The sequence below is a fragment of the Streptomyces griseoviridis genome (assembly GCF_005222485.1).
GTDB classification, from domain to species: Bacteria; Actinomycetota; Actinomycetes; order Streptomycetales; family Streptomycetaceae; genus Streptomyces; species Streptomyces hintoniae.
The window spans coordinates 8,295,816-8,321,747 of record NZ_CP029078.1 but is presented as its reverse complement, the minus strand read 5'-3'; the positions used below and the strand labels follow the sequence as shown (position 1 = coordinate 8,321,747).

The following is a 25,932-nucleotide window of genomic DNA, read 5'->3' as shown; positions in this document are numbered from 1 at the left end:
TCGCGTCCTTCGAGTGTGACCTGCGGGCCGCGACCGGACACAGGCGGGGCATGAGCAACATCAAGTGGCTGACGACCACGGACCACAAGACGATCGGCACGCTGTATCTGGCGACGTCGTTCGCGTTCTTCCTGCTCGGCGGGGTGATGGCGCTGGTCATGCGCGCCGAGCTGGCCCGTCCAGGGCTGCAGATCGTGTCGAACGAGCAGTTCAACCAGGCGTTCACGATGCACGGCACGATCATGCTGCTGATGTTCGCGACGCCGCTGTTCGCGGGGTTCGCGAACTGGATCATGCCGCTCCAGATCGGCGCGCCCGATGTGGCGTTCCCGCGGCTGAACATGCTGGCGTACTGGCTCTACCTGTTCGGCTCGCTGATCGCGGTGGGCGGCTTCCTCACCCCGCAGGGCGCGGCCGACTTCGGCTGGTTCGCCTACAGCCCGCTCTCCGACGCGGTCCGCTCGCCGGGCGTCGGGGCGGATATGTGGATCATGGGTCTGGCCTTCTCCGGCTTCGGTACGATCCTCGGCTCGGTCAACTTCATCACCACGATCATCTGCATGCGCGCGCCCGGCATGACGATGTTCCGGATGCCGATCTTCGTGTGGAACGTGCTGCTGACCGCGGTGCTGGTCCTGCTCGCCTTCCCGGTGCTCGCCGCCGCCCTCTTCGCGCTGGAGGCGGACCGCAAGTTCGGCGCGCACGTCTTCGACGCCGCGAACGGCGGGGCGTTGCTCTGGCAGCACCTGTTCTGGTTCTTCGGGCATCCAGAGGTGTACATCATCGCCCTGCCGTTCTTCGGCATCATCAGTGAGGTCATCCCGGTCTTCTCCCGCAAACCGATGTTCGGCTACATGGGTCTGATCGCCGCGACCATCGCCATCGCGGGCCTGTCCGTGACGGTGTGGGCGCACCACATGTACGTCACCGGCGGTGTCCTCCTGCCGTTCTTCTCCTTCATGACCCTGCTCATCGCGGTGCCCACGGGGGTGAAGTTCTTCAACTGGATCGGCACGCTCTGGAAGGGTTCGCTGAGTTTCGAGACGCCGATGCTCTGGGCCATCGGCTTCCTCATCACGTTCGTGTTCGGCGGTCTCACCGGGGTGATCCTCGCGTCCGCGCCGCTGGACTTCGCCGTCTCCGACTCCTACTTCGTGGTGGCGCACTTCCACTACGTGGTGTTCGGGACGGTCGTCTTCGCGATGTTCTCGGGCTTCCACTTCTGGTGGCCGAAGTTCACCGGCAAGATGCTCGACGAGCGGCTCGGCAAGATCACCTTCTGGACGCTGTTCATCGGCTTCCACGGCACCTTCCTGGTCCAGCACTGGCTCGGCGTGAACGGTATGCAGCGCCGGATCCCGGACTACCTGGCGGTGGAGGGCCTGACCACGCTCAACACGGTCTCGACGATCAGCTCCTTCCTGCTCGGTCTGTCGATCCTGCCGTTCCTCTACAACGTGTGGAAGACGGCCAAGTACGGCAAGCCGGTCGAGACCGACGACCCGTGGGGCTACGGCCGCTCCCTGGAGTGGGCGACGTCCTGCCCGCCGCCGCGCCACAACTTCCTCACCCTGCCGCGGATCCGCAGCGAATCCCCGGCGTTCGACCTGCACCACGCCGAACCGGACTCCCCGGTCAGGGAGTTGACGGCACGGTGACGGCGATGGACGAACACCCCGTGGACCTGGGGGCGTTCCTCAACGACATCGAGGGACACCTGCTGCTCGCCGCGACCCGGCGGGACGGCCACGCGGCGGCGGCCCGTTTCGCCGACTCGCTCGGCTGGCCGACCGAGACGCAACGCGCCGACCTGGAGGCGCGGTTCGAGACGGAGTACCTGGCGCTGGTCCGCTCCTCGTGGCAGCGGACCGAGGCCCGCGGCCGTGAGCTGCGCGCGGAGTACGAGGAGCGGTACCGCGTGCTGCGCGGCCGGCTGCTCGCCGTGTTCCTGCTGGGCTGCGCGCTGCTGACGGCCGCGGTGTCGCTGGTGGCGGCCGGTTGAGCGGCCGGCGCCGGCCGCTCTGCCGGTCGCGGGTCCACGGCAGCGGCGGACCGCCGCCCGCGGTGGTGTCGCCGTGGACGTCGGGGCAGAGCCGCCCACGTTGGTGAGGGGGCCGGCGGGCGGGCCCTCCGCGGGAGCGACGGGTGCGACAGGCGTGAAGCAGCCGCCCTGGACGCGTCGTTCTCGCCCGCGTCCGGGTCCCGGCGGCATACTGGCCGACGTGCGGGTAGCGATCATGACGGCGGGCTCCCGGGGCGATGTGGCCCCCTACACCGGACTCGGGCACGGGCTGGCCCGCGCCGGACACCAGGTCACCCTGGTCACGCACGCCCCCTTCGAGCCGCTGGTGTCGGGTTCCGGGGTGCGCTTCCATCCGCTGCCGGTCGACCCGCGCGCGGAGCTGGAGTCGTCGCGCGGACGCGGACTGCACCGCAGCACCACCGGCGCGGGCAAGCTGGTGCGGCTGGCCGCGCTGGCCCGGTCGCTGATCGACCGGATGACCGGCGACCTGGTGGCCGCGGCCCGGTCGAGCGATCTGCTGCTGCTGTCCGCGCCGCTGGGTCCGCTCGGCCACACCCTCGCCGAGGGTTTCGGGCTGCCGTGCCTCGACGTCCCGCTGCAACCCCTCAGCGCGACACGGGAGTTCGCGCCGCCGATGCTGAGCGCGGGGTCCTGGGGCGCGGTCGGCAACCGGGTCGCGGGGCAGGCGATGTCCCTCGCCGTGGAACAGGTCTTCGCCGGCGTCCTGCCCTCGCTGCGGAGGGAGTTGGGGCTGCCCCGGCGCGGCGCCCTCGCCGGCCGGCGGGCCCGGGAGCGGTCGGCGCCGCCGGTACTGCACGGATTCAGCCGCCTCGTGGTGCCCCGCCCCCGGGACTGGCGCCCGGGGCTCGAGGTCACCGGCTACTGGTGGCCCTATGACGGCGAGCGCCACCTGCCGGCGGAGGTGGAGGAGTTCCTCGACGCGGGGCCGCCGCCGGTCTTCGTCGGCCTGGGCAGCGCGACCGTGCCCCGGCCCGACCTGCTGAGCGCTGCGGTGGTGCGGGCGCTGCGGCGGGCGGGGCTGCGCGGGGTGTTCCAGCGAGGCTGGAGCGGTCTCTCGGCGGACGGCGACGACATGCTGACGATCGGCGAGGCCCCGCACTCACTGCTGTTCCCGCGCATGGCGGCCGTCGTCCATCACGCGGGCGCGGGCACCACCGCGGCGGGTCTGCGGGCGGGGGTTCCCGCGGTGCCCGCGCCGATCCAGTTCGACGAGGGGTTCTGGGCGTCGCGCCTGGTCGGGCTCGGCGTGGCGCCGGGCGCGCTGCCGCTCGGCCGGCTGACCGAGGAGTCGCTGCGCCTGGCGCTGGTCCGCGCCACCCGCGACCCCGCCTTCGCCCGCCGGGCCCGGGAGTTGGGCGCGCGGATCAGGGCGGAGGACGGGGTGGCCCCGGTGCTGGGCGCGGTGGAGCGCCTCGGCCCGTCCACCGGCTCCCGCGCGGGCTGAGGCATCGGGGCGGCCGGTCAGCCGTCCGGTGGTTGCCAGCCGCGCGGGCGCAGGATTCCCAGGAGTTGGGCGACCAGTTCGTCGACGACCTCGTCGAGCGTCGCGTTCACCCAGCCCGCGTTCCAGTCGTGCAGCAGTCCGTTGACGCCGCCGATGAAGGCGGTCACGGCGACCCGGTAGTCGCGCGGGGCCGCCTCGCCGCGCGCGGCGGACACGTCGGCCTCCGCGCAGATCAGGTCGACCCAGCGGGAGCGGCGGGTCAGCCGCTGCTCCTCGATGCCGGGGCTGACGCCGATGACCTCGACGAAGGTGATGCGTATCCGGCGCGGATCGCCGCCGACGTAGTCGGCGTAGGCGCGGAAGAGGGCGGTGACCCGCTCGTCGAGCGGCAGGTGTCCGACGGTGGCGTAGGCGCTCAGGACGGCTTGCTCCGCCCAGTCGTTGACCTGGAGGTGCAGGGCCGCGAGCACGTCCTCCAGGGTGCGGAACTCCTCGTAGAACTGGCGGGTGGAGAGGCCCGCGGTCTCGCTGAGGGCGGCGACCGTGGTGCCGCGGAAGCCGGGGGTGCCGCCGAACAGGTCGAGGGCCGCCGCCAGGAAGCGTCTGCGCCGCTCGGCCTGGCGCTCGACGGCGGACTTGCCGCCGTACCGGCCGGTCGGCGCCTTGAGCCTGCCCGCCACTGATGGCCTCCCTGGTCTTCCGATCCACCCATTGTGACCTGCGGACAGTCCCGGGGAGAAGGGTCGACGGCGGCCGGTGCGCGGAGGGTCCACGGCGGACGGCCGGGGACCCTCCGGGTGCCGCGGGGCTCAGAAGCGCGCGGCCAGCCAGGAGTTCAGTTCGGAGCGGGCCGCCGACAGCAGGCTCGCGGACGGCGCGGTGGCCCCGTTGGTGACCAGCGCGTAGTGGGTGACACCGGAGTCGGAGTCGGTGAGCAGCAGCCGGCGGCTGCCCGTGCCGCCGGGTTCGAGGGCCGCGGCGACCGGTGCGCCGGCCGGGTAGGCGGGCGGCCCGAAGACCGTGCCGAGGTCGGAGACGACGGTGGTGGCGGCCGTCGGGAAGGAGGCGGGCAGATGCAGTTCGGTCGGGGCGGAGCCGCTGCCGGAACGCCACACCAGCAACCCGTACTGGCCCGAACCGACCAGTTGGGCGACGTTCGGCAGGGTGCTTGGCACCGGGTTCCAGGTCAGGGTGGTGGAGCCGTCGCGGGAGCGGTCCTCGTAGGTGAAGGCGAGGGCGGTGCCCGCGGTGGCGCTCGGGTACACGCGGTCGAGGAGCCGGGCGTCCTGACGGAGTGTCACGGTGCCGTTGTCGTCGAGCCGCACGGCGGAGAGGTCCTCGTCGTTCCAGGCGTCGCCCGAGGTCTTGACCTTGCCGGTGTTGCCGTTCATCGGCTCGTGGTGGCGGCCGTTGTAGAGGTCCCACTGCCACTGCGAACCGGAGAGCACCGGCCCGGAGCCGCTCGGTGAGGTCCACCAACTCGCTCCGGGCACACGGGAGTCGAGCGCCTGGTACATCGCCTTGAGGACGGTCGGCGCCTTGCCCGCGACGGTGCCCGACAGCGGGTGTCCGAACTCGCTGACGACGGCGGTGGTGCCGGCGGCGGCCGCCCGGTCGCGGACGGCGGCGAAGTCTCCCGCGTACTGCCCGTCGGAGGCGTTGCCCCACATCAGGATTCCGGAGATGGCCTTCTGGTCGTAGAAGTGGGTGTTGAGGACGTACCGGGAGCCGAGGGTGCCCGCGTCCAGCAGGCCGCCCTCCTGCTTCTGGGTGGAGATGTTGGAGTTCCAGAACAGGCCGGGTTCGACGAGGGCGGGCTTGTCCTGCCAGCCCGCGGTGTCCATCCGGGCGCGGAACTTCACGTAGAACGGCCACAGCAGGTCCCGTTCCCAGGTCCGGGAGGTCTGCCCTGAGTCGTAGGTGCCCGCGTAGGGCTCGTTGTACGGGTCGAAGCCGACGACGCCGGCGAACTGCTCGGCGCTGAGGTTCTGCCGAAGGTACGTCATGGTCTGCTGGGCGGTGGCCAGGAAGGCGTCCTGGAGTCCGTAGGCGTTGTGCCAGAAGTCGCGTTGGGCGGCCGTCACCGCGCTGTTCTGAGTGATGTTCTGGCCCCAGAAGAGGCAGATGCCGCACGACTCCTGGGCGTAGCCGCCCAGTTGGACGGCCCAGGCGGGGGCGCCGTCGCCGGTGTACCAGCTGCCGGTGTTGAACAGGTACCGGGAGTAGAGGTCCTGGTGGAAGTCGGGGTAGACGCGGATTCCGGCGTCGAGGAAGGCCCCCATCTGGGCGGTGGCGGCGGCCAGGTAGCCGGTGTCGACCTGGCCGCGGACGGGTTCGGAGTAGGCCCAGGAGAGCAGGAAGCGGACGGAGTTGCCGCCGCCGAGGGCGCGCAGCGCGGCGGCGGAGGTGCGGGCGTCGGCGACGGAGGCGAACGGCAGGCCGGAGTTCTCCGCGAGTTTGCTCTCGCCGGAGACGTTGTAGCCGCGCAGCACGACCTCACGGCCGCCCGCGTCGACGAAGCGGCCGTTCGACACGGTGAGGGCCGTGCCGTCGAAGGGGAGGGAGCCGGGGACCGCGGCGGTGGCGGGGGTGGAACCCGCCACCGTCAGCGATCCGCAGAGGACCACAAGCACGGCGAGCAGTCGTGCGCGTATTTTCGGCATGTCCACTACAGTCCGGCCGTTCCCCGACCTCGTCAACACTTCTGACTCACAGGTAAGTCCGTTGCACAGAAGGGTGGTTGGTGTCATCCGGTGACCCGGCGCACCACGCTCAGCAGATACTCCTTCCGGTTGAAGGGGTTGTGGTCGGTGCGCGGCCTCGACGGGGTCGCGCCGTCGCCGACCGGGGCGTAGTGGTCGAAGGCGCTCTCCCACTCCGCCTCGCCGCGGGCGGGCGCGCGGGACGCCACCGGTTTTCGGGGCCGGGCGCACCTCGTGGCGGCCCCCGTCCCCTGGCCTGGCGCACCTCCTGCCGATCCCCGGTCTCCGGGCCCGGCGGGGCTCCTTGGTGATCTACAGGTAAAACTGCTCAGTTTCAACTGGACAGTTTCGACTGTCGGATCTACCGTGAGCGGCATGGACGCGAACGCCACCGATCCTGCCGGGAGCGCCGAGAGCGCCGGGACCGCTGAGAACACCGAGGACACCGGAAACGCCGAGGCCATCTCCGGCTCCGCCGCCCGCGCCGCCCGGGACGTGCGGGTGGTCTTCAGCAGGCTGCGCCGCCGTATCCGGGAGGTCGCGGGGGACGACGTGCTCAGCCCGCCGCAGGTCTCCGCCCTCACCCTGGTCGCCAAGCACGGCGCAGCCACGGCGAGCGCGCTGGCCACCGCCGAGGGGGTGCGCCCGCAGTCGATGGCCACCACCCTCGCCGCCCTCGACCGCGCCGGGCTGATCCGCCGCAGCCCCGACCCCGACGACGGCCGCCGGCTCCTGGTCACCCTGACCGACGCCGGACGCGAGCGCGTCGAGGGCGACCGGCAGGCCCGCGAGGAGTGGCTGGCCCGCGCCTTCCAGGACCGCTGCACGGAGGAGGAGCGGCGCGCCGTGATCGACGGGCTCGCGCTGCTGGAACGGCTCACCCGCCCGTGATACGTCGCCGCGCCGAACGCCGCCGCACCACCCGGGCGGCGCCCTCCCCCACCGAGTTCGACCGCAGGCTGATCGCCCCCATGCTCATCGGGTCGGTCCTCAACCCGATCAACTCGTCGATGATCGCCGTCGCCCTGGTACCGATCGGCGTGGCCTTCGGCGCACCGCCCGCCGAGACGGCCTGGCTGGTCTCGGCGCTCTATCTGGCGACGGCCGTGGGACAGCCCGTCGTCGGACGGCTCGTCGACATGTTCGGGCCCAGGACGCTGTACCTGATCGGCACCGGCCTGGTGGGGGTCGCCGGACTGCTCGGCGCCCTCGCGCCCTCCCTCGGCGCGCTGATCGGCGCCCGGGTGCTGCTCGGGTTCGGCACCTCGGCCGCCTACCCGGCGGCCATGCAGCTCATCAGGCGGGAGAACGAGCGCACCGGCGAGGACAGTCCCGCCGGGGTGCTGACGGCGCTCGCCGTCGCCAACCAGACGGTCGCCGTGATCGGGCCCGCGCTCGGCGGGCTGCTGATCGGCGTCGGCGGCTGGCGCGCCGTGTTCACCGTCAACGTGCCGCTCTCCGCCGCCTGCCTGGTCCTCGGCGCCCTGTGGCTGCCGCGCGCCCGGCCGGGCTCGGCGGACCGGGCGCGCGGCGTCGACCTGCCCGGCATGGCGCTGTTCACGGCGCTGCTGGTGGCGCTGATGCTCTTCCTGATGGCGCCCCGGTACGACCGCTGGTACCTGCCGGTGCTCGCCGCGCTGGCCGCGGCCGGGTTCACGGCGCGGGAGCTGCGGGTGCGGGAGCCGTTCGTGGATCTGCGGGTGCTCGGCGGCAACGTGCCGCTGCTGGTCACCTATCTGCGGCAACTCCTCGCCTACACCACCGCGTACGCCTTCCTCTACGGCTTCACCCAGTGGCTGGAGCAGGGGCGCGGGCTCTCCCCCGGGACGGCCGGCCTGGTGCTGCTGCCGCTGTCGGCGTCGGCGCTCGCGGTCTCGGCGCTCACCGGCCGCCGTGAGGCGCCCCGGGGCAAGCTGCTGGTCGGCTCGGCCGTCCAGGTGGCGGTCTGCGCGGGGCTGCTGCTGGCCGGGGCCGGCACCCCCCTGTGGGTGCTGCCGGCCGCGAGCGCCGTGATGGGCGTGCCGCAGGGGCTGATCGGACTGGCCACCCAGAACGCGCTGTACCGGCAGGCCGAGCCCGCGCGGATCGCCTCGGCCGCGGGACTGCTGCGCACCTTCAGCTACCTCGGCGCGCTGGGCGCGTCGGCCGCCACCGCGGCCTTCTTCCCGCACCGCGCCGACACCCCGGGCCTGCACGAACTGGCCCTGTTCATGCTCGCCGGCTCGGCCCTGCTGCTGGCGATCACCCTCCCCGACCGCTCACTGAGCACCCTCACCCCTCAGGAAAGGCCTGAACCATGACCGTCACCGCCCTCGACCCGCGCACCGCCCTCGTCGTGATCGACCTCCAGGCGGGCATCGCCGGCCTGCCCGTCCAGCCGTACCCCGCCGCCGACGTCATCGCCCGTTCGGCCGAACTCGCCGACGCCTTCCGCGCCCGCGGCCTGCCCGTGGTGCTGGTCAGGGTCTCCTTCGCCGCCGACGGCTCGGACGCCCCCACCGGCCGTACCGAGGTCGCCGGGTCGGGGCACGCCCTCCCGGAGGGCTGGGACGTGATCGTCGACGAGCTGTCCGGGCACCCGGAGGACATCACCGTCACCAAGCACAACTGGGGCGCCTTCCACGGCACCGACCTCGACGTCCAGCTGCGCCGCCGCGGGATCACCCAGATCGTGCTGACGGGCATCGCCACCAGCATCGGCGTCGAGTCGACCGCCCGCGCCGCCTACGAGCACGGCTACCACGTCACCCTCGCCACCGACGCGATGGCCGACCGCAGCGCGGAGGCGCACCGGGCCAGCGTCGAGCAGCTGTTCCCCCGGCTGGGCGAGACCGGCACGACCGAGGAGATCCTCGCCCTGCTCGCCACGGCACACGGCTGAGTCACCCAGGGGACAACTGACGTCCATCCGGGACGAGTGGGGCGAAACGCCCACCCGGGATAGCATCTGGCCACCGACCACCACGGCGAACGACCCGAGGGGGCTCAGAGCCCGATGCCGGTCAAAGTCAGTGTCATCGTCCCCGTCTACAACCCGGGGATCTACATCGAGGAGTGCGTCGCCTCCCTCCTCGACCAGTCCCTGCCGGCCGACGCCTACGAAGTGATCTTCGTCGACGACGGCTCGACCGACGACACCCCGGCCCTCCTCGACGCGCTCGCCGCCGCGGAGGACCGGATCCGGGTCGTCCACCAGGAGAACTCCGGCTGGTCGGGCAAGCCGCGCAACGTCGGCATCGCCGCCGCCCGCGGCGAGTACGTCATGTTCGTCGACAACGACGACCATCTCGGCGACGAGGCCCTGGAGCGGATGTACGGCTACGGCGTGGCCAACGGCGCCGATGTCGTCGTCGGCAAGATGGCGGGCCGCGGCCGGTCGGTGCCGGTGGAGCTGTTCCGCGCCAACCGGCCGCGCGCCTCCGTCGCGGACGCCCCTCTGATCGACAGCCTCACCCCGCACAAGATGTTCCGGCGGGCCTTCCTCGACGAGATCGGGCTGCGGTTCCCCGAGGGGCGGCGCAGGCTGGAGGACCACGTCTTCGTCACCGAGGCGTATCTGCGGGCGGCCAACGTCTCCGTCATCGGCGACTACGTCTGCTACTACCACATCAGGCGGGCCGACGCGGCGAACGCCGGCATCCAGCGCTTCGAGCCGGTCGGCTACTTCAAGAACCTGCGGGAGGCCCTCGACGTCGTCGAGCGGTACACCGAGCCAGGACCGCTGCGCGACGGCCTGTTCCGGCGCTGGCTGCGCGTGGAGATGGTGGAACGGCTGCGCGGCCGACGGTTCCTCGGACTGCCCGAGGACTACCGCAGGAAGCTGTTCGAGGAGATCCACACGGTGGTCGTCGAACGGTTCGGGCCCGGCGTGGCCGCGGGCCTCCCGGCCGTCCAGCAGGTGGTGGCCGGGTTCGCCGCCGCCGACCGCTACGACGACGCCGTCGCCTTCGCCGAGTGGGAGGCCGGGATCGGCCTCGCGGCGGCACCGGGGCGGCTCGACTGGCGCGAGGGGCTGCTGAGCGTCGACTTCACGGCCGAGTTCACGGCGGCCGGCACTCCCCTGGTCCTCTCCGGCGCGGGCGCCCCGCCGGACGGCCCGCCCGCGGACGTGCCCGCCGCGGTCGCCCGGGTCGGCGCCGACGCCGTCGCCCGGTTCGCCACCGCCACCGCGGACCTGCTGCTGCGCGAACGCTCCAGCGGCGCCCAGTACTTCCAGCCGGTCGAGGTCACCCGGGAGATCGTGCCGGTCGAGGAGAGCGGGCAGGTCCGCCTGGTGCTGCGGGCCACCGCGAACGTCGACCCCGCCACGGCGGCGGGCGGCGGTCCGCTGCGCGGCGGGCTGTGGGACCTGTACGCGCGGGTCAGGCTGGGCGGCTGGACCAAGGAGTGCCCGATCGGACCCGGCCCCCGCAAGGCCCGCGCCGCGACCCGCGCCGCCGTGACGGCGGGCCGGGTGGTGCTGCCCTACTGGACGGACCGGCACGGGCATCTCGCCCTGGACGTCGACCGGGCGGGCAAGCGGCTCGGGCTCGACGCGCTCGCCCCCGAGGCCGCCGAGGTCACGGCCGGCAGGCTGCGCGCACCGCTGCCGCTGCACGTCACCGGCGTCACGGACGTCCTGCTGCGGCTCACCCGGGACGGCCGGGGCGGGGACGCCCCGCACGACGGGGCCGCACGGGACGACGCGGACCAGCTCACCGTGGCCGCGACGCTCGCCCCCGCCCCGGACGGCGCGCTGCTCGATGCCGGGCTGCCCGCCGCCGGACTCGCCGGTGCCACCTGGCGGACCGCGCTCTGCCCGGTCCCCGGCGCCGGGGTGCCGCGCTTCCAGCCGCTGCCGCTCAGGCTGCGCGCCGGCGCGCACGGCGTCGAGGTGGTGCGCCGCCCGCGCCCCGGCGGGCTGCGGCGGTCCGCGCGCCGGCTGCGCCGGACGCTCGCCGCGCTCCTGGGCAGGACGCCGGAGAAGGCCACGGGACGAGGGAAGTGACCGTATGCGCGCACTGGACGTGGCCGACGCCTGGGTCCTGGAGCCGACGGTGTTCCCCGACGCCCGGGGCACCTTCCACGAGTGGTACCGGGGCACCGAGTTCCGCGAGGCGACCGGGTACGACCTGCCGCTCGCGCAGGCCAACTGCTCGGTCTCCCGGCGCGGCGCGCTGCGCGGGGTGCACTTCTCCGACCTGCCGCCCGGCCAGGCCAAGTGGGTGTCGTGCATGCGCGGCGCGGTCCTCGACGTGGTGGTCGACCTGCGGGTCGGCTCCCCCACCTACCGCCGCTGGGACGCGGTGCGCCTGGACGACACCGACCGGCGCGCGCTGTTCCTCGCGGAGGGGCTCGGGCACGCGTTCCTCGCGCTCACCGACGACGCGACGGTGGTGTACCTGACGTCGAGCGGCTACGCGCCGGGCCGCGAGCACGGCGTGCATCCGCTCGACCCCGGCCTTGGCATCGCGTGGCCGGCCGGGATCACGCCGCTGCTGTCGGAGAAGGACGCCGGGGCGCCGACACTCGCCGAGGCCGAGCGGTCCGGGCTGCTGCCGTCGTACGCGGAGTGCGCGGCGCACTACCGGCGGCTGCGCGCCGGGGCGTCAGCGGCCTGAGCTGATCCCGGCGAGCGCGCAGCGCAGCGGTTCCCAGCCGCGCGCCCGGCTCAGACCGCGGTTGCGGGCCTTGACCAGCGGGCGCCAGAACCCGGCCGAGAGCAGCGTCTCGGGCGACACCGCCGAGACCCGTTCGAGGACCGACTCGGGCACCTTCTGCGGGTCGGGCAGCAGGTACTCGGCGATGATCTCGTCGTACCGGTCGGTGAGGACGGTGCTGCGGTGGTCGGCGCCGAACACCACGAGCTGGCCGGTGGGCCGCGTGTCGACGAGGACGGTCACCAGGTCGGGGCGGTAGCGGGCGAGGATCTCGGTGAGTTTGTAGACGTCGCCGGTCCAGGCGGTGGTGTGCCGGTCGCGGGCCGCCTCGTCGACACTCCTGGGCAGCATGTCGTCCAGGACGACGACGGAGCCCCACCCGGTGTACTTCTCGATGTTGATGAAGTCCCGCAGCGCGTACTCGAACAGGTGCATGCCGTCGATGAACGCCAGGTCGAGGACCGGGCGCCGCCAGTGGCCGAGCGGGTGCCTGCCGCGGCGCAGGTTGCGCACCGGGTGCCGGCCGCCGCGCAGATGGCCGAGCGGGTCGGCGCGGGCGAAGAAGTCGTCGCTGGTGGCCTTCACCAGGTGGACGTCGCAGCGCACCTCCGCGACCACCTTGAACGCGGGGTCGACGGCGATGCTCGGGACCCGGGACAGGGTGAGGCTGCGGCCGTCGTTGACCCCGATCTCCAGGTAGGTGCGGTTGGCGCTCGCCCGGTGCAGTCCTCGCAGGAACTCATGGCGTTTCACGAGGGGACTCCTTGCGGATCAGGGGAAGTGCTTCGTCGAGGGCGGTGCGCCAGGGGCGCGGCGGTGGCAGTCCGACGTCCCGCCAGCGGCCGTGCGCGAGGGCGCTGTACGCGGGGCGCGGCGCGGGCCTCGGGAACGCGTCACTGGAGGCGGGGCGCACCCGGTCGGGGTCGGCGCCGAGGCCGGTGAAGACCGCGCGGGCCAGGTCGTACCAGGTGGTCACGCCGTGGGCGGTGGCGTGGAAGACACCGTGGGCGCGGGGTCCGACGAGCGGTCCGAGGTCGGCGATCCGGGCGGCGACGTCCGCGCTCCAGGTGGGCTGGCCGTACTGGTCGTCGACGACGTCGACGGTGTCCCGGTCGGCCTCCAGGCCGATCATGGTGCGGACGAAGCTGTGGCCGTGGACGCCGTAGAGCCAGGCGGTGCGGACGATCGCGCTCGCCCCGGGGAGTTCCGTCAGGACCGCGCGCTCGCCCGCGCGTTTGGTGCGGCCGTAGGCGGTGCGCGGTCCCGTGGGGTGGTCCTCCGGGTAGGGGGCGCGGGCGTCGCCGGGGAAGACGTAGTCGGTGGAGACGTGCACGAGGCGGGCGCCGGTCGCGGCGCAGGCGCGGGCGAGGTGGCGGGGGCCTTCGCCGTTGACGCGCAGGGCGGTCTCCTCGTCGGTCTCGGCGGCGTCGACGGCGGTGTAGGCGGCGCAGTTGACGACGAGGTCGGGGCGGTGCGCGGCCACCGCCCGCTCGACGGCGTCGGGGCGGGTGAGGTCGAGGGCGGCGCGGTCGAGGCCGGTCACGTCCGCGCCGCGCCGGGCGAGTTCGGCGACCGTGTCCCGGCCGAGCATCCCCCCGGCCCCGGTGACCAGCCACCTCATGCGGACCGCCGTTTCAGGGGCTGCCACCAGTCGCGGTGGTCGCGGTACCAGGCGACGGTGTCGGCGAGGCCGGTCGTGAAGTCGCGGCGGGGCCGGTAGCCGAGTTCGTCGCGGGCCTTCGTCCAGTCGACGCTGTAGCGCAGGTCGTGGCCCTTGCGGTCGGCGACGTGTTCGACCCGGTCCCAGCCGGCGCCGCACGCGTCGAGGAGGAGTCCGGTGAGGTCGCGGTTGGTGAGTTCGGTGCCGCCGCCGAGGTTGTAGACCTCGCCCGCCCGTCCCCGGGTGCGCGCCAGGTCGACGCCGTGGCAGTGGTCGTCGACGTGCAGCCAGTCGCGGATGTTCGCGCCGTCGCCGTAGAGGGGGACGGTCCTGCCGTCGAGGAGGTTGGTCACGAACAGCGGGACGACCTTCTCGGGGTACTGGTAGGGGCCGTAGTTGTTGGAGCAGCGGGTGACGCGGACGTCGAGGCCGTGGGTGCGGTGGTAGGCGAGGGCGAGCAGGTCGGAGGCGGCCTTGGACGCGGAGTAGGGGGAGTTGGGGCTCAGCGGTGCCTGTTCGGTGCTCGAACCGGTCTCGACGGAGCCGTACACCTCGTCGGTGGAGACGTGCACGAAGGGGCCGACGCCGTGCCGGAGGGCGGCCTCCAGGAGGGTCTGGGTGCCGACGACGTTGGTGAGGACGAAGTCGCCCGCGCCGGTGATCGAGCGGTCCACGTGCGACTCGGCGGCGAAGTGGACGATCTCGTCGGCGTCGGCGATCAGTCTGTCGACGAGTTCGGCGTCGCGGATGTCGCCCTGCACGAACTCGATGCGGGGGTCGTCGAGGTCGAGGTTGTCGAGGTTGCCCGCGTAGGTGAGCTTGTCGAGGACGGTGATCCGCGGCGCGTCGGGCCCGCCGGCGGCGAGCAGGGCGCGCACGTACTGGGAGCCGATGAAGCCGGCGGCGCCGGTGACGAGGAGGTTCATGTGTGGATCTGCACCTTGCTGTGGTCGCCGAGGACGAGACGGTGGGCGCTGGGCACGCTCGGCGCCGGGGTGACCTCCACGTGCCGGCCGATCAGGGAGTTCTCGATCCGGCCGACGCCGAGGATGGAGGAGTCGCGCAGCACGATGGAGAACTCCAGTTCGCTGTCGACGATCCGGCAGTTCTCCGCGACGGAGGTGAAGGGGCCGACGTAGGAGTCCTCGACGACGGTCCCGGCGCCGATCACGACGGGTCCGACGACGCGGGAGTTGACGATCCTGGCGCCTTCCTCGATGACGACCCGGCCGACGGTCTCGGACGCGTCGTCCACCTCGCCGTCGATCCGCTGTTCGAGTGTCTCCAGGACGGTGCGGTTGACCTCCAGCATGTCGACGACGTTCCCGGTGTCCTTCCAGTAGCCCTCGATGACCGTGCAGCGCACGTCGGCGCCGGCGTCGATCAGGTGCTGGAGGGCGTGGGTGATCTCCAGTTCGCCGCGCCAGGAGGGGCGGATGGCGCGCACCGCCTCGTGGACGGCGGGGGTGAACAGGTAGACGCCGACCAGCGCTAGGTCGCTCTTGGGGCGCTCCGGTTTCTCCTCCAGGCCCACGACCTGCCCTGACGCGTCGAGTTCCGCGACGCCGAAGGCGCGCGGGTCGGCCACCTGGGTGAGGAGGATCTGCGCGTCGGGGCGGTCGCGCCTGAACGCGTCGACGAGGGCGGTGATGCCGCCGACGATGAAGTTGTCGCCGAGGTACATCACGAAGTCGTCGTCGCCGAGCCACTCGCGGGCGATGATCACCGCGTGGGCGAGGCCGAGCGGGCGCTCCTGGGGGATGTAGGTGACGTCGAGGCCGAACTTGGAGCCGTCGCCGACGGACTCCTCGATCTCGGCGGCGGTGTCCCCGACGATGACGCCGACCTCGGTGATGCCGGCCGCCGCGATGGATTCCAGGCCGTAGAAGAGGACGGCCTTGTTGGCCACCGGCACGAGTTGTTTCGCCGAGGTGTGCGTGATCGGCCTCAGCCGCGTACCCGCACCGCCGGAGAGCACGAGAGCCTTCATCGCTTCACCCTAGCCGCGATTGATCGAGTGTGACGGGTGGCGATTGTCAAGGACCTTTTCGGAACGAATGGGTGGTGGATGGCTGGAGCCCGCCCCCGCTGGTGGCGGCGGGACGCGCGAGCGGGCGCGTCCTCACGGGCGTCGTGCGGCCGTTCGGGTGAAGCGGGTGGATCGGAGGGAGGAGACGGGGCGCGCGGGTGCGCGGGGCGGGGTGCGTCCGGCGCGCCCCGCCCGGCGCCTTGCCCTCGGCGGGCCGTCCGCCGTCACACCCCGTGCGGCCCCCGCACCGGTTCCCGGGCCGGTCCGACGGGGGCCGGGACGACGAAGGTGCTCGAAACGGGATCGAACATGACTTGACGCATGCGTTCCGCACGGCCAGGTCGTGACAGGCGTGACTGTCCGCGACCACCGGCCGCCTGGAAATGTTCGGGGCGAGCCACGGAGGGGGAGGCGGATGGACAAGCGGTACGAGGTGTACGCGCTCGCCGACGGGCACTTCTACGACACGCCCGACCGGCTCGCCGCGGAGGGCACCCAGCAGGCCGCGCCCCTGTTCGCGACGGCCCGGCGGCCGGTCCCCGAGGGCTGGCACGCGGCCCGCGGCGGCGACTGGCTGACGTTCACCCCGGTCGACGAGGACGGCACCCCGGTGCCCTCCCCCGCCCAGGGATGGAAGATCCACTCGACGGCGACCCGGGAGAACGCGGACCGGATCGCGGCGGCTGTCTGGGACTACTGCGTACCGCGCGGCATCCCGTTCAAGTTCGTGCCGGGACCGCACCTGCTGCATCTGCGCAACGCCAAGTACGCGGGCCGGGACACCAGCGGCAAGTTCGTCACCCTCTACCCGGTCGACGAGGAGCAGCTCCAGACCGTGCTGCGCGAACTGGGCGACCAGCTCAAGGGCTGCGAGGGCCCCTACATCCTCACCGACCTGCGGTGGGAGGACGGCCCGCTCCACGTCCGCTACGGCGCGTTCGCCCGCCGGTACGTCGTCGACGAGCGGGGCACGCTGGTGCCGGCGGTCGAGAACGGCGAGGGTGTGCTCGTTCCCGACCGCAGAGCGCCCTCGTTCCAGGTCCCCGAGTGGGTGACACTCCCCGAGTTCCTGCGCCCGCAGCTCGCCGCGCGGGCCGCGACCACCGTCGGGGACCTGCCCTACCGGATCGAGAAGGCCCTGCACTTCTCCAACGGCGGGGGCGTGTACGCGGGCACCGACACCCGCGACGGCCGCCGGGTCGTCCTCAAGGAGGCGCGACCGCACGCCGGGCTCGCCTCCGACGGCGCCGACGCGGTCGCCCGCCTGGAACGGGAACGGGACGCGCTGCTGCGGGTCGCCGGGACCGGGGTGGTGCCCGAGGTGCGGGACTGGTTCACGCTGGGCGAGCACCGGTTCCTGGTCATGGACTTCGTCGAGGGCAAGCCCCTCAACTCCTTCTTCGCGCACCGGCATCCGCTGCTCGGACCCGACCCCGACCCCGCCGAGGTGGCCGCGTACACCGCGTGGGCGCTGCGGGTGCACCGGGCGGTCGAGGAAGCGGTGGAGAAGGTGCACGCGCACGGCATCGTCTTCAACGACCTGCACGTCTTCAACATCATGGTCGCGCCCGACGACGAGTCGGTCTCGCTCATCGACTTCGAGGCGGCGGCCCCGGTCGAGGAGAACGGCCGTCAGACGGTCGCCCACCCCGGCTTCTTCGCGCCGCCCGACCGGCGCGGCGTCGACGTCGACCGGTACGCGCTCGCCTGTCTGCGGCTCGCCCTGTTCCTGCCCGTCACCACGCTGTTCGTGGTGGACCGGGGCAAGGCGGCGCACCTCGCGGACGTCATCGCCGAGCAGTTCCCCGACGTGCCGCGGTCCTTCCTCGACGAGGCGGTCACCGAGATCACCCGGGGCGCCCGCCCGTCCCTCGGCCCCGCGGGACCCGTCAGGCCGGGCGACTGGCCGCACAGCCGCGACTCGATGGTCAAGGCGATCCTCGCCTCCGCGACCCCGCGACGCGACGACCGGCTCTTCCCCGGCGACATCGCGCAGTTCTCCGACGGCGGCGGCCTCGGCCTCGCGCACGGCGCTGCCGGTGTGCTGTACGCGCTGGCGGAGAGCGGCGCCGACCGCTACGACGAGGGCGAACGCTGGCTCCTGGACCGCACCGCGCCGCCCGCGCCCGGCACCCCGCTCGGTCTGTACGACGGTCTCGCGGGCGTCGCCCATGTCCTGGACCGGCTCGGCCACCGGCAGCGCGCCCTCGACCTGACCGCCGGCATCCTGCGGGAGAACTGGCGCAAACTCTCCTCCGACCTGCACGGCGGCCTCTCCGGACTCGGCCTGGTCCTCGGCCACCTCGCGCACACCACGGGCGAACACGAACTGTCCGAACGGGCCGCCGAGGCGGCCGAGATCCTCGTCCAGCGGCTCGCCGAACCGGTGCCCGACACCGCCGCCAAGCGGCGGGCCGGGCTGATGCGGGGCTGGAGCGGGCCCGCGCTGTTCCTGGTGCGGTGGTTCGAGGAGACCGGCGACGCGCGGTTCCTGGCCGCCGCCCGCGAGGCGCTCCGCCGCGACCTGGACCGCTGCGTGGAACGGGACGGCGGCCTCGAGGTCGACGAGGGCTGGCGCACCCTGCCCTACCTGGGCGACGGCAGCGCCGGCATCGGCCTGGTCCTCGACGACTGGCTCGCCCACGGCCCCGACGACACCGGCCGGTTCGAGGCCGCCCGCTCGGCGATCCTCACGGCGTCCACCTCCCGCTTCTACGCGCAGCCCGGCCTGCTCCAGGGCCGCGCCGGCATGGTCCTGCACCTGGGCCGCACCACCGCCCCGGACGCTGACCCCGCGCGCACCGCCGACCAGATCGCGGGGCTCGGCTGGCTCGCGATGGACTACCAGGGCCAACTGGCCTTCCCCGGCCACCAGATGATGCGTCTGTCCATGGACCTGGCCACCGGAACGGCCGGCTGCCTGCTCGCCCTCGCGTCGGTCCTCGAACCCGACAGCGGCGCCCACCTGCCGTTCCTCCCGCCGCCACCGGCGGCCCCACTACGCGGCACCGTCACCTGACGGAGTCGTGACACCACCCCGTCCCCACGAAGACAAGGGACCGTCACCACGGTGCGGTTCCAGGAAAGGACACTTCATGGCCCTTCTCGACCTGCAGACGATGGAGTCGGACGAGTACACCGGCGGCGCGAGCACGGCGAGCCTGCTCTCCTGCGTCTCGGCGGCGAGCGTTCTGCTCTGTCTCTGATCCGCACCGCGGATGACCGGCTCCGGGTGGCCTCCTCCTTCGGGAGGGGCCGCTCGGGGCCTTCGCCCGATCCGACGCGAGGCCCGCACCGATGACGACCGTCTCCGACGCCGCTCCCGATCCGGTCGCCCCGCAGGGCCGCGACCCCGTCGCCCCGCTCGCCCGCGCCCTCGAACGGGCCGCGCTGCGGCACGGCGGCGCCCACTGCGCGGCCCTGTGCCTGGTGAGCCTGGCCGCCACCGCGGCCGGACTGCTGCTGCCCGCGGTCCTCGGCCGCGCCCTCGATCTGCTGCTCGCCGGTGAGCCCGCGACCCGCTGGGTCGGCGCGGCCACCGCCCTGGTGGTGCTGCTCGGCGTGCTCGACGCGTGCGCGGGCGTCGTCTCGGGAACCGCTGACGGGCGGGCCGCCGCCTGGCTGCGCCGCCGGGTCACCGGACATGTGCTGGCGCTCGGTCCGCGCGCGGGCGACCGGTTCGGCGCCGGCGACCTGGCCGCCCGGCTGGTGGGCAACGCCGCCCAGGCCGGGACCTCCCCCGCCGCCGTCGCCGCGCTGCTCGCCGCCCTCGCGGGACCCGTCGGCGGCGTGGTCGCGCTCGGGATCATCGACTGGCGGCTCGCCGTGCTCCTGCTGGCCGGGGCGCCGCCGCTCGCGCTGCTGCTGCGCACCCTGGCCCGCTCCACCACCGCCTGCGTCGCCGACTACCAGCGGGTGCAGGGCAGGATGGCGGCCGACCTGGCGGAGGCCGTCGGCGGCTTCCGCACCATCGCGGCGGCCGGCATCCAGGACCGGGAGACGGCCAGGATCCTGCGCCCGCTGCCCGAACTCTCCCGTGCGGGGCACCGGATGTGGCACGTGCAGGGCCGGGCCGCGGCCCAGGCGGTCACGGTCGCGCCGCTGCTGCAACTGGGCGTGGTGGCCCTCGCCGGGTTCCTGCTCACCCGGGGCGAGGTGTCGGTGGGCGACCTGCTCGCCGCGTCGCGCTACGCGGTCCTCGCGACGGGGGTCGGCGTGCTGGTCGGCCGGCTCGCGGCGCTGGCCAGGGCGCGGGCGGCGGCCCGCAGGCTCGCCGAGGTCCTCGCCGAACCCGCGCCGGCGCCCGGCACCCGCGGGCTGCCGTCCGGCCCCGGCCGCCTCGAACTGCGCAAGGTGACGGTACGGCGCGGCGGCCGGACCGTCCTCGACGGCCTCGACCTGGTGGTGCCCGGCGGCACCGCCCTCGCGGTCGTCGGCCGCTCCGGCACCGGAAAATCGCTCCTCGCCCGGATCGCGGGCCGCCTCACCGACCCCGACGCGGGCGAAGTCCTCCTGGACGGCGTCCCGTTGGGCCAGGTGCGCCACGACGACCTGCGCCGCGCGGTCGCGTTCGCCTTCGCCCGCCCCGCGCTCCTCGGGACGACGATCGAGGACGCGCTGTCCTACGGCGCCGCCGCCCCCTCGCCCGCCCGGGTGCGCTCCGCCGCCCGCGAGGCCCGCGCCGACAGCTTCGTCGAGCGGCTCCCGCACGGCTGGGCCACCCCGTGCGCCGACGCGCCGCGCTCCGGCGGCGAGTCCCAACGCCTCGGCCTGGCACGGGCATTCGCGCACGGCGGCCGGCTGCTGATCCTCGACGACGCGCTCTCCAGCCTCGACACGGTCACCGAACACCACGTCACCGAGGCTCTGTTCGCCCCCGGCACCGCCCGCACCCGCCTGCTGATAGCCCACCGCGCGACCACGGCGGCCCGCGCCGACACCGTCGCCTGGCTGGAGGAAGGCCGGGTCAGGGCGGTCGGCCCGCACGAGGTGCTGTGGCGGGACCCCGAGTACCGGGCGGTGTTCGGAGAGGAGACGACGCGACGGTGAGCACGGGACGGACAGGGGCGAACGGACGACGATCGGGGCGGGGTACGGGGGCGACGGGTCCTGCGGGTCCTACGGGGGCGACGGGTTCCACGGAACAACCCCCGGACTCCGCCGGACCCACGAAGCCTCCGGACTCCGCCGGACCCACGAGGCCCCCGGACTCCGCCGGGCCCACGGAACCCTCCGGCTCCGCGCGGCGCTTCGCACCGTCACGGCGGCTGCGGCTCTCTCGGTATGCGCGGTCCCTGCGGGCGCGGTGGCGGGTGCTGGTGCGGCTGGGCTGCTGGTCGGCCCTTGAGGCCGGGCAGACCTTTCTGCTCGGGTACGGGCTGGCGCGGGCGCTGGACGCCGGGTTCCTCGCCGGGGACGCCAGGACCGGGCTGCTCTGGCTGGCCGCCGCCGGGCTCGGCGTGGCGGTGGGGGCGTACGGCACCGGACGGGTCTACCGGGCCGTCGCCGATCTGGTCGAACCGGTGCGGGACCGGCTGGTCGAGACCGTCGTCGCGCGCGGAGTACGGGAGGCGGACGACAGCGCGGTGTCCGGGCTCACCCAGCAGGTGGAGATCGCCAGGGACGCGCTGGCCGGTCTGGTGATGGTCTCCCGCTCGTTCGTGTTCACGGCGGCCGGCGCCCTCGTCGGCCTGTTCTCCCTCGCGCCGCCGCTCCTGCTCGTCGTCGGGCCGCCGCTGCTGGCCGGGGTGGCGCTGTTCGCGGCGACCCTGCGCCCGCTGGCCAGGCGCCAGGAGGCGTTCCTCGTCGCGGACGAGGCGCTCGCGCGGGAGTGGGGCGCTATCGGCCAGGGGCTGCGGGACATCACGGCGACCGGCGCCGAGGAGCGGGCCGCCCGGGACCTCGGGACACGGGTGGACGGGGAGCTGGCCGCTGCCAGGGCACTGGCACGCTGGACCGTGCCGAGGACGGCGGCCCTGGCGGTCGGCGGCCAGCTGCCGGTGGTGCTGCTGCTCGTGGCGGCGCCCTGGCTGCTCGCCCGCGGCGTGACACCAGGCGCCCTGGTGGGAGCGCTCGCCTATGTGACGCAGTCGCTGCTCCCCGCACTCCAGAACCTGATCCACGGCCTGGGCGCGGGCGGCTCACGCCTGACGGTGGTCCTGCGCCGCCTCCGGGCCAGAACCCCGGCGGACACCGAACCGACGGCGACCCCGACCCCGGCCTCGATCCCGACCACTGCCACGTCAGAAGCCCTGTCCCGACACGACGCCGACGCCGACGTCGACGCCGCCCCCCGGACGCCCGTCCCCGCGGCCCGCACCCCCCGGAAGACTCCGCCCGCCCTCTCCCTCTCCGATGTCTCCTTCGCCTACGGACCCGCCTCCACCCCCGTCCTCGACGGCCTCGACCTCACCGTCCCCGACGGCGGTCATCTGGTCGTCGTCGGGGCCAGCGGGATCGGGAAGTCGACGCTCACCGCCCTGGTCGCGGGGCTGCTGCGACCTGGGCGGGGGGCGATCAGGGTCTGCGGGCACCCGGTGCCCGGGGCGGACGCCGCCGCGCTGCGGGTGCTGATCCCGCAAGAGGCGTACGTCCACTCCGGCACCCTCGCCGAGAACCTCGGCCGGCTGCGGCCCGACCCGGTGCCCGAGCGTGAGCTGTGCGCCGCCGCCGAGACGGTCGGGCTCGGTCCTCTGCTGGCCGACCTCGGCGGACCGCGCGCGCGGGTCGATCCCGCCGCGCTCTCCGCGGGTCAGCGCCAGCTCATCGCGCTGACTCGCGCCTACCTGTCCCCCGCGCCGCTCGCCCTGCTCGACGAGGCGACCTGCCATCTCGATCCGGAGGCCGAGGCGCGCGCCGAACGGGCCTTCGCCGCCCGGCCGGGCGGCACGCTGGTGGTCGTCGCCCACCGGATCAGCTCGGCGTGCCGCGCCGACCGGGTGCTGGTGATGGACGGGCCTCGGACCGCGTACGGCACGCACGAGGAGCTGCTGCGGAGCTCGGAGCCGTATCAGGAGCTGGTCGGCGGCTGGACCGTCCCCGCGGAACGTCGGTAGCGGCCGTGGCGCCGGTGGCACAGGGAGCGGCCGTGGGTCCGTCCTCCGTCGGACGGCCGCGCCGCCCTGTGCCCCGGTCAGGGCCTGAACCTGGGCCTGGGCCCGGTGGGGGACCTGGTGCGGGGGTCGGCGCGGAGCCCGACGGGGACCTCGTGCGGGCCCCCGGCACGGGGTCACAGCCAGCCTTCCCCCTGGGATATGCGGATCGCGTCGATCCGGTTGCGGGCACCCGTCTTGCGGGTGATGGCCGCCATGTAGTTGCGCACCGTCCCGTGAGAGAGGTGCAGGCTGCCCGCGATCTCCGCGATCGAGGCGCCGCCGGCCGCGAGACCCAGCACGGTCAGCTCCCGGCGGGTCAGGGGTATCTGGGCGGCCTTGAGGAAGCCGAACCCGAGCGAGTCATCGACGAAACGTTCCCCCTCGGCCACCGCATGGATGGCGCGCACTAATCGCTCGGGTGCCCCCTCCTTGTCGACGTACCCGAGGGCACCCGCCTCGGCCGCCCGCTTCAACAGACCGGGCCGGTTCGCGCTGGCCAGCACCACGAGCTGCGGCGACGGTCTGCGCGGGTCGGACTTGCGCAGCTCGGCGAGGGTCGGCACGCCCTGCGCGTCGGACCCGTCGAGGTCGGCCGCGCACACGTCGGGAACGACCGACCGCATCCGGGCCGTCGCCTGGTGCCACGGCGTGTCGTACACGCCGAGCCCCGGCTCCCGGCGCAGCCATTCCGCCAGCACCGATCTCACCAGACACGCGTCATGGACCAGAAGAACCCGGATCACTGCCACCCCGTCCTTTTGTGTTCGTCGTACTCGCCCCACTCCGGTTCCCGGTTTTGAGCGCGTGCCTCATTGTTGGGCGCTTCGCCCCGTCTTGGACGCGAAGAATCGGCCATACCGATGCGCGGGGGCGCATACCGGGCGCCCGTACATCGCCGCGCGCATCGATTGCGGGGGTATGGGGGCACGTCACACGGGTAAGGAGGCCCCTTCCGGCGGGTCGGCGGACCGCTCGCCGTGCGCCGGACGCCGCCTCGGGAGAGTCTTGACCCCGACGGAGAGACCGCGCGGCCGTAGGAGGAGGTGGTCGGGCGTGTCCGACGGGCGCCCATCGACGGCCACCGGACCCCCCACGGGTCGGCCATTGCTGTCCCTGGCCCTGGCCTCGATGCTGGAGGAGGTCCACGCGCACTCGGGCGCGGTCTATCTGCTCAACGCCGACGAGCCGGTTCTCGAGATGGCCGTGATGGCCGGTCTGCCCCGGGCCTTCGCCGCGCCCTGGGAACGGGTGGGGCTGAGCGCGCCGGTGCCGGTGGCCGTGGCGGCGCGCGAGCGGCGGGTCGTGTGGGTCGGCGGCGAGGAGGAGATGGCCCGCCGCTTTCCGCGCATCGCGGTGGTGCTGCCGTATCCGTTCGCGCTGGCCGCGGTGCCGGTGGCGACGGCGGAACGGGTCTACGGCGCGGTGTTCGTGACCTGGCCGGGATCGCACCCCGCCGAACTGCCCGCGGCGGAGCGGCAGCGGCTGATGTCGGCCTGCGACCGTCTCGCGGTACGGCTGCGGCGGGCCACCGAGGAGAGCCTGCCGTCGGTGCGGGAGGCGGATCTGCTGGCGACGCCCGTGGTGGCGGTCGCGGGCACCCTGGGCACGGTCGAGGCGGCGCGGATGGTGGCGCGGCTGCCGTACGGGCTGCTCTCGCTCGATCTGCACGGGCGGGTCAGCTACGCCAACGACGCGGCCGTCGACCTGCTCGGCAGGCCGGTGGACGAGCTGCTGGGCACACCGCCGTGGATGTCGGTGCCGTGGCTGAACGACCCGATGTACGAGGACCGCTACCGTGCGGCGCTGATCAGCCAGCACATCACCTCGTTCGTGGCGCTGAGACCGCCGCGCGACTGGCTGTCGTTCCGGCTCTACCCGAGCCGGGACGGTCTGAGCGTCCGGGTCAGCCGGGCCCGCGAGGTGGCCGGGGCGGCCGGTGAGACGCCCCGCGCGGGCACCGGCCCCAACCGGCTGGTGGGGATCTCGCAGGTGCTCAGTCTGACCGGTGCGCTGACCGAGGCGGCCGGGGTGCAGGACGTGGTGCAGCTGGTGGCGGACGAGGTGGTTCCGGCCGTCGGCGCGCAGGCGGTGGTGCTGCTCGGCTCGCAGGGCGGGCGGCTGCACGTGCTGGGGCACCGGGGCTACCGCGACCCGCACATCGTGGAGCGGTTCGACGGGCTGCCGCTGACCCAGCGGACCCCGGGCACCCACGCCCTGAACAGCGGTGTGCCGGCCTTCTTCGACTCCACTCGGCACCTGGAGCGGCTGTACCCGGACCGGCACGAGACCCCGGACGGCTACGCGGCCTGGGCGTACGTGCCGCTGATCGCGTCCGGGCGGCCGGTCGGCACCTGCGTCATCGCCTACTCCGAGGAGCGGGTCTTCGCGCCCGACGAACGGGCCGTGCTGACCAGTCTGGGCGGCCTGATCGCGCAGGCCCTGGAGCGTGCGCTGCTGTACGACGCCAAGAACCAGCTCGCGCACGGCCTCCAGGAGGCGCTGCTGCCCCGCACCCTCGCCGTGCTGCCCGGCCTGGAGTCGGCGGCCCGCTATCTGCCGGCGACACACGGCATGGAGATCGGCGGCGACTTCTACGACCTGGTGCCCGCGCGGCCACTGGCGGCGGCGGTGATCGGCGACGTGCAGGGCCACAACGTGACGGCGGCCGGTCTGATGGGGCAGGTCAGGACCGGGGTGCGGGCCTACACCACGGTGGGGCAGGCGCCGCAGGAGGTGATGCGCAGCACCAACCGGCTGCTGATCGACCTCGGGGCGGATCTGTTCGCGAGCTGTCTCTATCTTCGGCTGGATCCGGCGCGCGGGCGGGCCGTGATGGCGCGGGCGGGGCATCCGCCGCCGCTGCTGCGACGGCCGGACGGCACGGTGCGGGTGCTCGACCTGGCCGGTGGTCCGCTGCTCGGCATCGACGCGTCGGCGACGTATCCGACGACGGAGGTGGCGCTGGCGCCCGGCTCGGTGCTGGTCCTGTACACCGACGGCCTGGTGGAGTCGCCCGGGGGCGACATCGAGGACTCGCTCGTCGAACTCGGGTCGCTGCTCGGGGAAATCGGCCATCTGCCGCTGGAGCGGCTGGCCGACGAACTGGTGCGGCACAGCGCCGCCGCCCGCCAACGGGCCGACGACGTGGCCCTGTTGCTGCTGCGGGCGACCGGCTGAGAGCCGGGAGCGTGGCAAGTGACCTGTGGGCGCGGGGAGTCGACCGACCGGTCGGGTCGTCCCGTGGGTGAGGTCCGGCCCTCCCGCCGGAGGGCCGGACCGTCCACCGCCGACCGGGAACCGCAGGAGGCCGGTCGGTGGAT

General features: G+C 73.8%; 21 protein-coding genes. 13 read left to right on the top strand and 8 right to left on the bottom strand.

The window, feature by feature from the left end; all coding sequences use genetic code 11:
- Window positions 1–50: 50 nt before the first annotated feature.
- From ctaD to DDJ31_RS35920, 3 genes are all read left to right on the top strand, one after another.
- A complete protein-coding gene (ctaD, locus tag DDJ31_RS35930) occupies window positions 51–1,658 on the top strand; it encodes an aa3-type cytochrome oxidase subunit I (protein ID WP_127176243.1) in 1,608 nt (535 codons plus the stop codon).
- 5 nt (window positions 1,659–1,663) lie between these two features.
- On the top strand, window positions 1,664–2,002 hold the full coding sequence (locus DDJ31_RS35925) for a hypothetical protein (protein ID WP_311634642.1): 339 nt from the start codon (window positions 1,664–1,666) through the stop codon (window positions 2,000–2,002).
- A 235-nt stretch (window positions 2,003–2,237) separates the two neighbouring features.
- Complete coding sequence (locus DDJ31_RS35920; protein WP_127182434.1) at window positions 2,238–3,488, top strand: glycosyltransferase; 1,251 nt, start codon at window positions 2,238–2,240, stop codon at window positions 3,486–3,488.
- Between the two features lie 17 nt (window positions 3,489–3,505).
- Here DDJ31_RS35920 and DDJ31_RS35915 read toward each other — a convergent pair whose 3' ends face one another.
- From DDJ31_RS35915 to DDJ31_RS35905, 3 genes are all read right to left on the bottom strand, one after another.
- Window positions 3,506–4,168, bottom strand: a complete 663-nt coding sequence (locus tag DDJ31_RS35915; RefSeq protein ID WP_127176245.1) for a TetR/AcrR family transcriptional regulator — start codon at window positions 4,166–4,168, stop codon at window positions 3,506–3,508.
- A 129-nt stretch (window positions 4,169–4,297) separates the two neighbouring features.
- Complete coding sequence (locus DDJ31_RS35910; RefSeq protein WP_127176246.1) at window positions 4,298–6,151, bottom strand: cellulase family glycosylhydrolase; 1,854 nt, start codon at window positions 6,149–6,151, stop codon at window positions 4,298–4,300.
- A gap of 83 nt (window positions 6,152–6,234) precedes the next feature.
- Window positions 6,235–6,399 carry a hypothetical protein gene (locus DDJ31_RS35905; RefSeq protein WP_164784792.1) on the bottom strand — a complete coding sequence of 55 codons (165 nt, stop codon included), beginning with the start codon at window positions 6,397–6,399 and terminating at the stop codon, window positions 6,235–6,237.
- Between the two features lie 166 nt (window positions 6,400–6,565).
- On the opposite strand from DDJ31_RS35905, the gene DDJ31_RS35900 reads away from it, so the two are divergent.
- From DDJ31_RS35900 to rfbC, 5 genes are all read left to right on the top strand, one after another.
- The gene (locus tag DDJ31_RS35900; protein WP_127176247.1) at window positions 6,566–7,081 is read left to right on the top strand and encodes a MarR family winged helix-turn-helix transcriptional regulator; all 516 of its coding nucleotides are present in this window, start codon (window positions 6,566–6,568) and stop codon (window positions 7,079–7,081) included.
- On the top strand, window positions 7,081–8,490 hold the full coding sequence (locus DDJ31_RS35895) for an MFS transporter (RefSeq protein WP_431029124.1): 1,410 nt from the start codon (window positions 7,081–7,083) through the stop codon (window positions 8,488–8,490). The genes DDJ31_RS35900 and DDJ31_RS35895 overlap by 1 nt, the downstream gene beginning before the upstream one ends.
- Window positions 8,487–9,071 (top strand): hydrolase, encoded by a 585-nt coding sequence (locus DDJ31_RS35890; protein WP_127176249.1) that lies wholly within the window; start codon window positions 8,487–8,489, stop codon window positions 9,069–9,071. Before DDJ31_RS35895 ends, DDJ31_RS35890 begins: the two co-directional genes overlap by 4 nt.
- Before the next feature lie 114 nt (window positions 9,072–9,185).
- Complete coding sequence (locus tag DDJ31_RS35885; protein ID WP_127176250.1) at window positions 9,186–11,177, top strand: glycosyltransferase family 2 protein; 1,992 nt, start codon at window positions 9,186–9,188, stop codon at window positions 11,175–11,177.
- Window positions 11,178–11,181: 4 nt separating this feature from the next.
- On the top strand, window positions 11,182–11,790 hold the full coding sequence (rfbC, locus tag DDJ31_RS35880) for a dTDP-4-dehydrorhamnose 3,5-epimerase (RefSeq protein WP_127176251.1): 609 nt from the start codon (window positions 11,182–11,184) through the stop codon (window positions 11,788–11,790).
- Here rfbC and DDJ31_RS35875 read toward each other — a convergent pair.
- The 4 genes from DDJ31_RS35875 to DDJ31_RS35860 are packed head-to-tail and all read right to left on the bottom strand — an operon-like array spanning window position 11,779 to window position 15,479.
- Window positions 11,779–12,582 carry a class I SAM-dependent methyltransferase gene (locus DDJ31_RS35875; protein ID WP_127176252.1) on the bottom strand — a complete coding sequence of 268 codons (804 nt, stop codon included), beginning with the start codon at window positions 12,580–12,582 and terminating at the stop codon, window positions 11,779–11,781. The genes rfbC and DDJ31_RS35875 overlap by 12 nt on opposite strands.
- Window positions 12,569–13,450, bottom strand: a complete 882-nt coding sequence (gene rfbD, locus DDJ31_RS35870; protein ID WP_127176253.1) for a dTDP-4-dehydrorhamnose reductase — start codon at window positions 13,448–13,450, stop codon at window positions 12,569–12,571. The genes DDJ31_RS35875 and rfbD overlap by 14 nt, the downstream gene beginning before the upstream one ends.
- Window positions 13,447–14,415, bottom strand: coding sequence for a dTDP-glucose 4,6-dehydratase (rfbB, locus tag DDJ31_RS35865; RefSeq protein ID WP_127176254.1), 969 nt, complete (start codon window positions 14,413–14,415; stop codon window positions 13,447–13,449). Before rfbB ends, rfbD begins: the two co-directional genes overlap by 4 nt.
- The gene (locus DDJ31_RS35860) at window positions 14,412–15,479 is read right to left on the bottom strand and encodes a glucose-1-phosphate thymidylyltransferase (protein ID WP_127176255.1); all 1,068 of its coding nucleotides are present in this window, start codon (window positions 15,477–15,479) and stop codon (window positions 14,412–14,414) included. Before DDJ31_RS35860 ends, rfbB begins: the two co-directional genes overlap by 4 nt.
- 454 nt (window positions 15,480–15,933) lie before the next feature.
- On the opposite strand from DDJ31_RS35860, the gene lanKC reads away from it, so the two are divergent.
- The 4 genes from lanKC (at window position 15,934) to DDJ31_RS35840 (ending at window position 22,573) form a co-directional block, all read left to right on the top strand.
- Entirely contained in the window at window positions 15,934–18,537 is a 2,604-nt protein-coding gene (lanKC, locus tag DDJ31_RS35855) for a class III lanthionine synthetase LanKC (RefSeq protein WP_127176256.1), read from the top strand.
- 76 nt (window positions 18,538–18,613) lie between these two features.
- Window positions 18,614–18,724, top strand: a complete 111-nt coding sequence (locus DDJ31_RS35850) for a SapB/AmfS family lanthipeptide (protein WP_093833627.1) — start codon at window positions 18,614–18,616, stop codon at window positions 18,722–18,724.
- 91 nt (window positions 18,725–18,815) lie between these two features.
- Window positions 18,816–20,567 carry an ABC transporter transmembrane domain-containing protein gene (locus tag DDJ31_RS35845; protein ID WP_127176257.1) on the top strand — a complete coding sequence of 584 codons (1,752 nt, stop codon included), beginning with the start codon at window positions 18,816–18,818 and terminating at the stop codon, window positions 20,565–20,567.
- A gap of 263 nt (window positions 20,568–20,830) precedes the next feature.
- A complete protein-coding gene (locus tag DDJ31_RS35840; RefSeq protein WP_127176258.1) occupies window positions 20,831–22,573 on the top strand; it encodes an ATP-binding cassette domain-containing protein in 1,743 nt (580 codons plus the stop codon).
- Window positions 22,574–22,746: 173 nt separating this feature from the next.
- Here the strand turns inward: DDJ31_RS35840 and DDJ31_RS35835 are convergent, their stop codons facing one another.
- Window positions 22,747–23,355, bottom strand: coding sequence for a response regulator transcription factor (locus DDJ31_RS35835; RefSeq protein ID WP_127176259.1), 609 nt, complete (start codon window positions 23,353–23,355; stop codon window positions 22,747–22,749).
- A 385-nt stretch (window positions 23,356–23,740) separates the two neighbouring features.
- On the opposite strand from DDJ31_RS35835, the gene DDJ31_RS35830 reads away from it, so the two are divergent.
- Window positions 23,741–25,789, top strand: a complete 2,049-nt coding sequence (locus DDJ31_RS35830) for a SpoIIE family protein phosphatase (protein WP_240677959.1) — start codon at window positions 23,741–23,743, stop codon at window positions 25,787–25,789.
- Window positions 25,790–25,932: the final 143 nt, after the last annotated feature.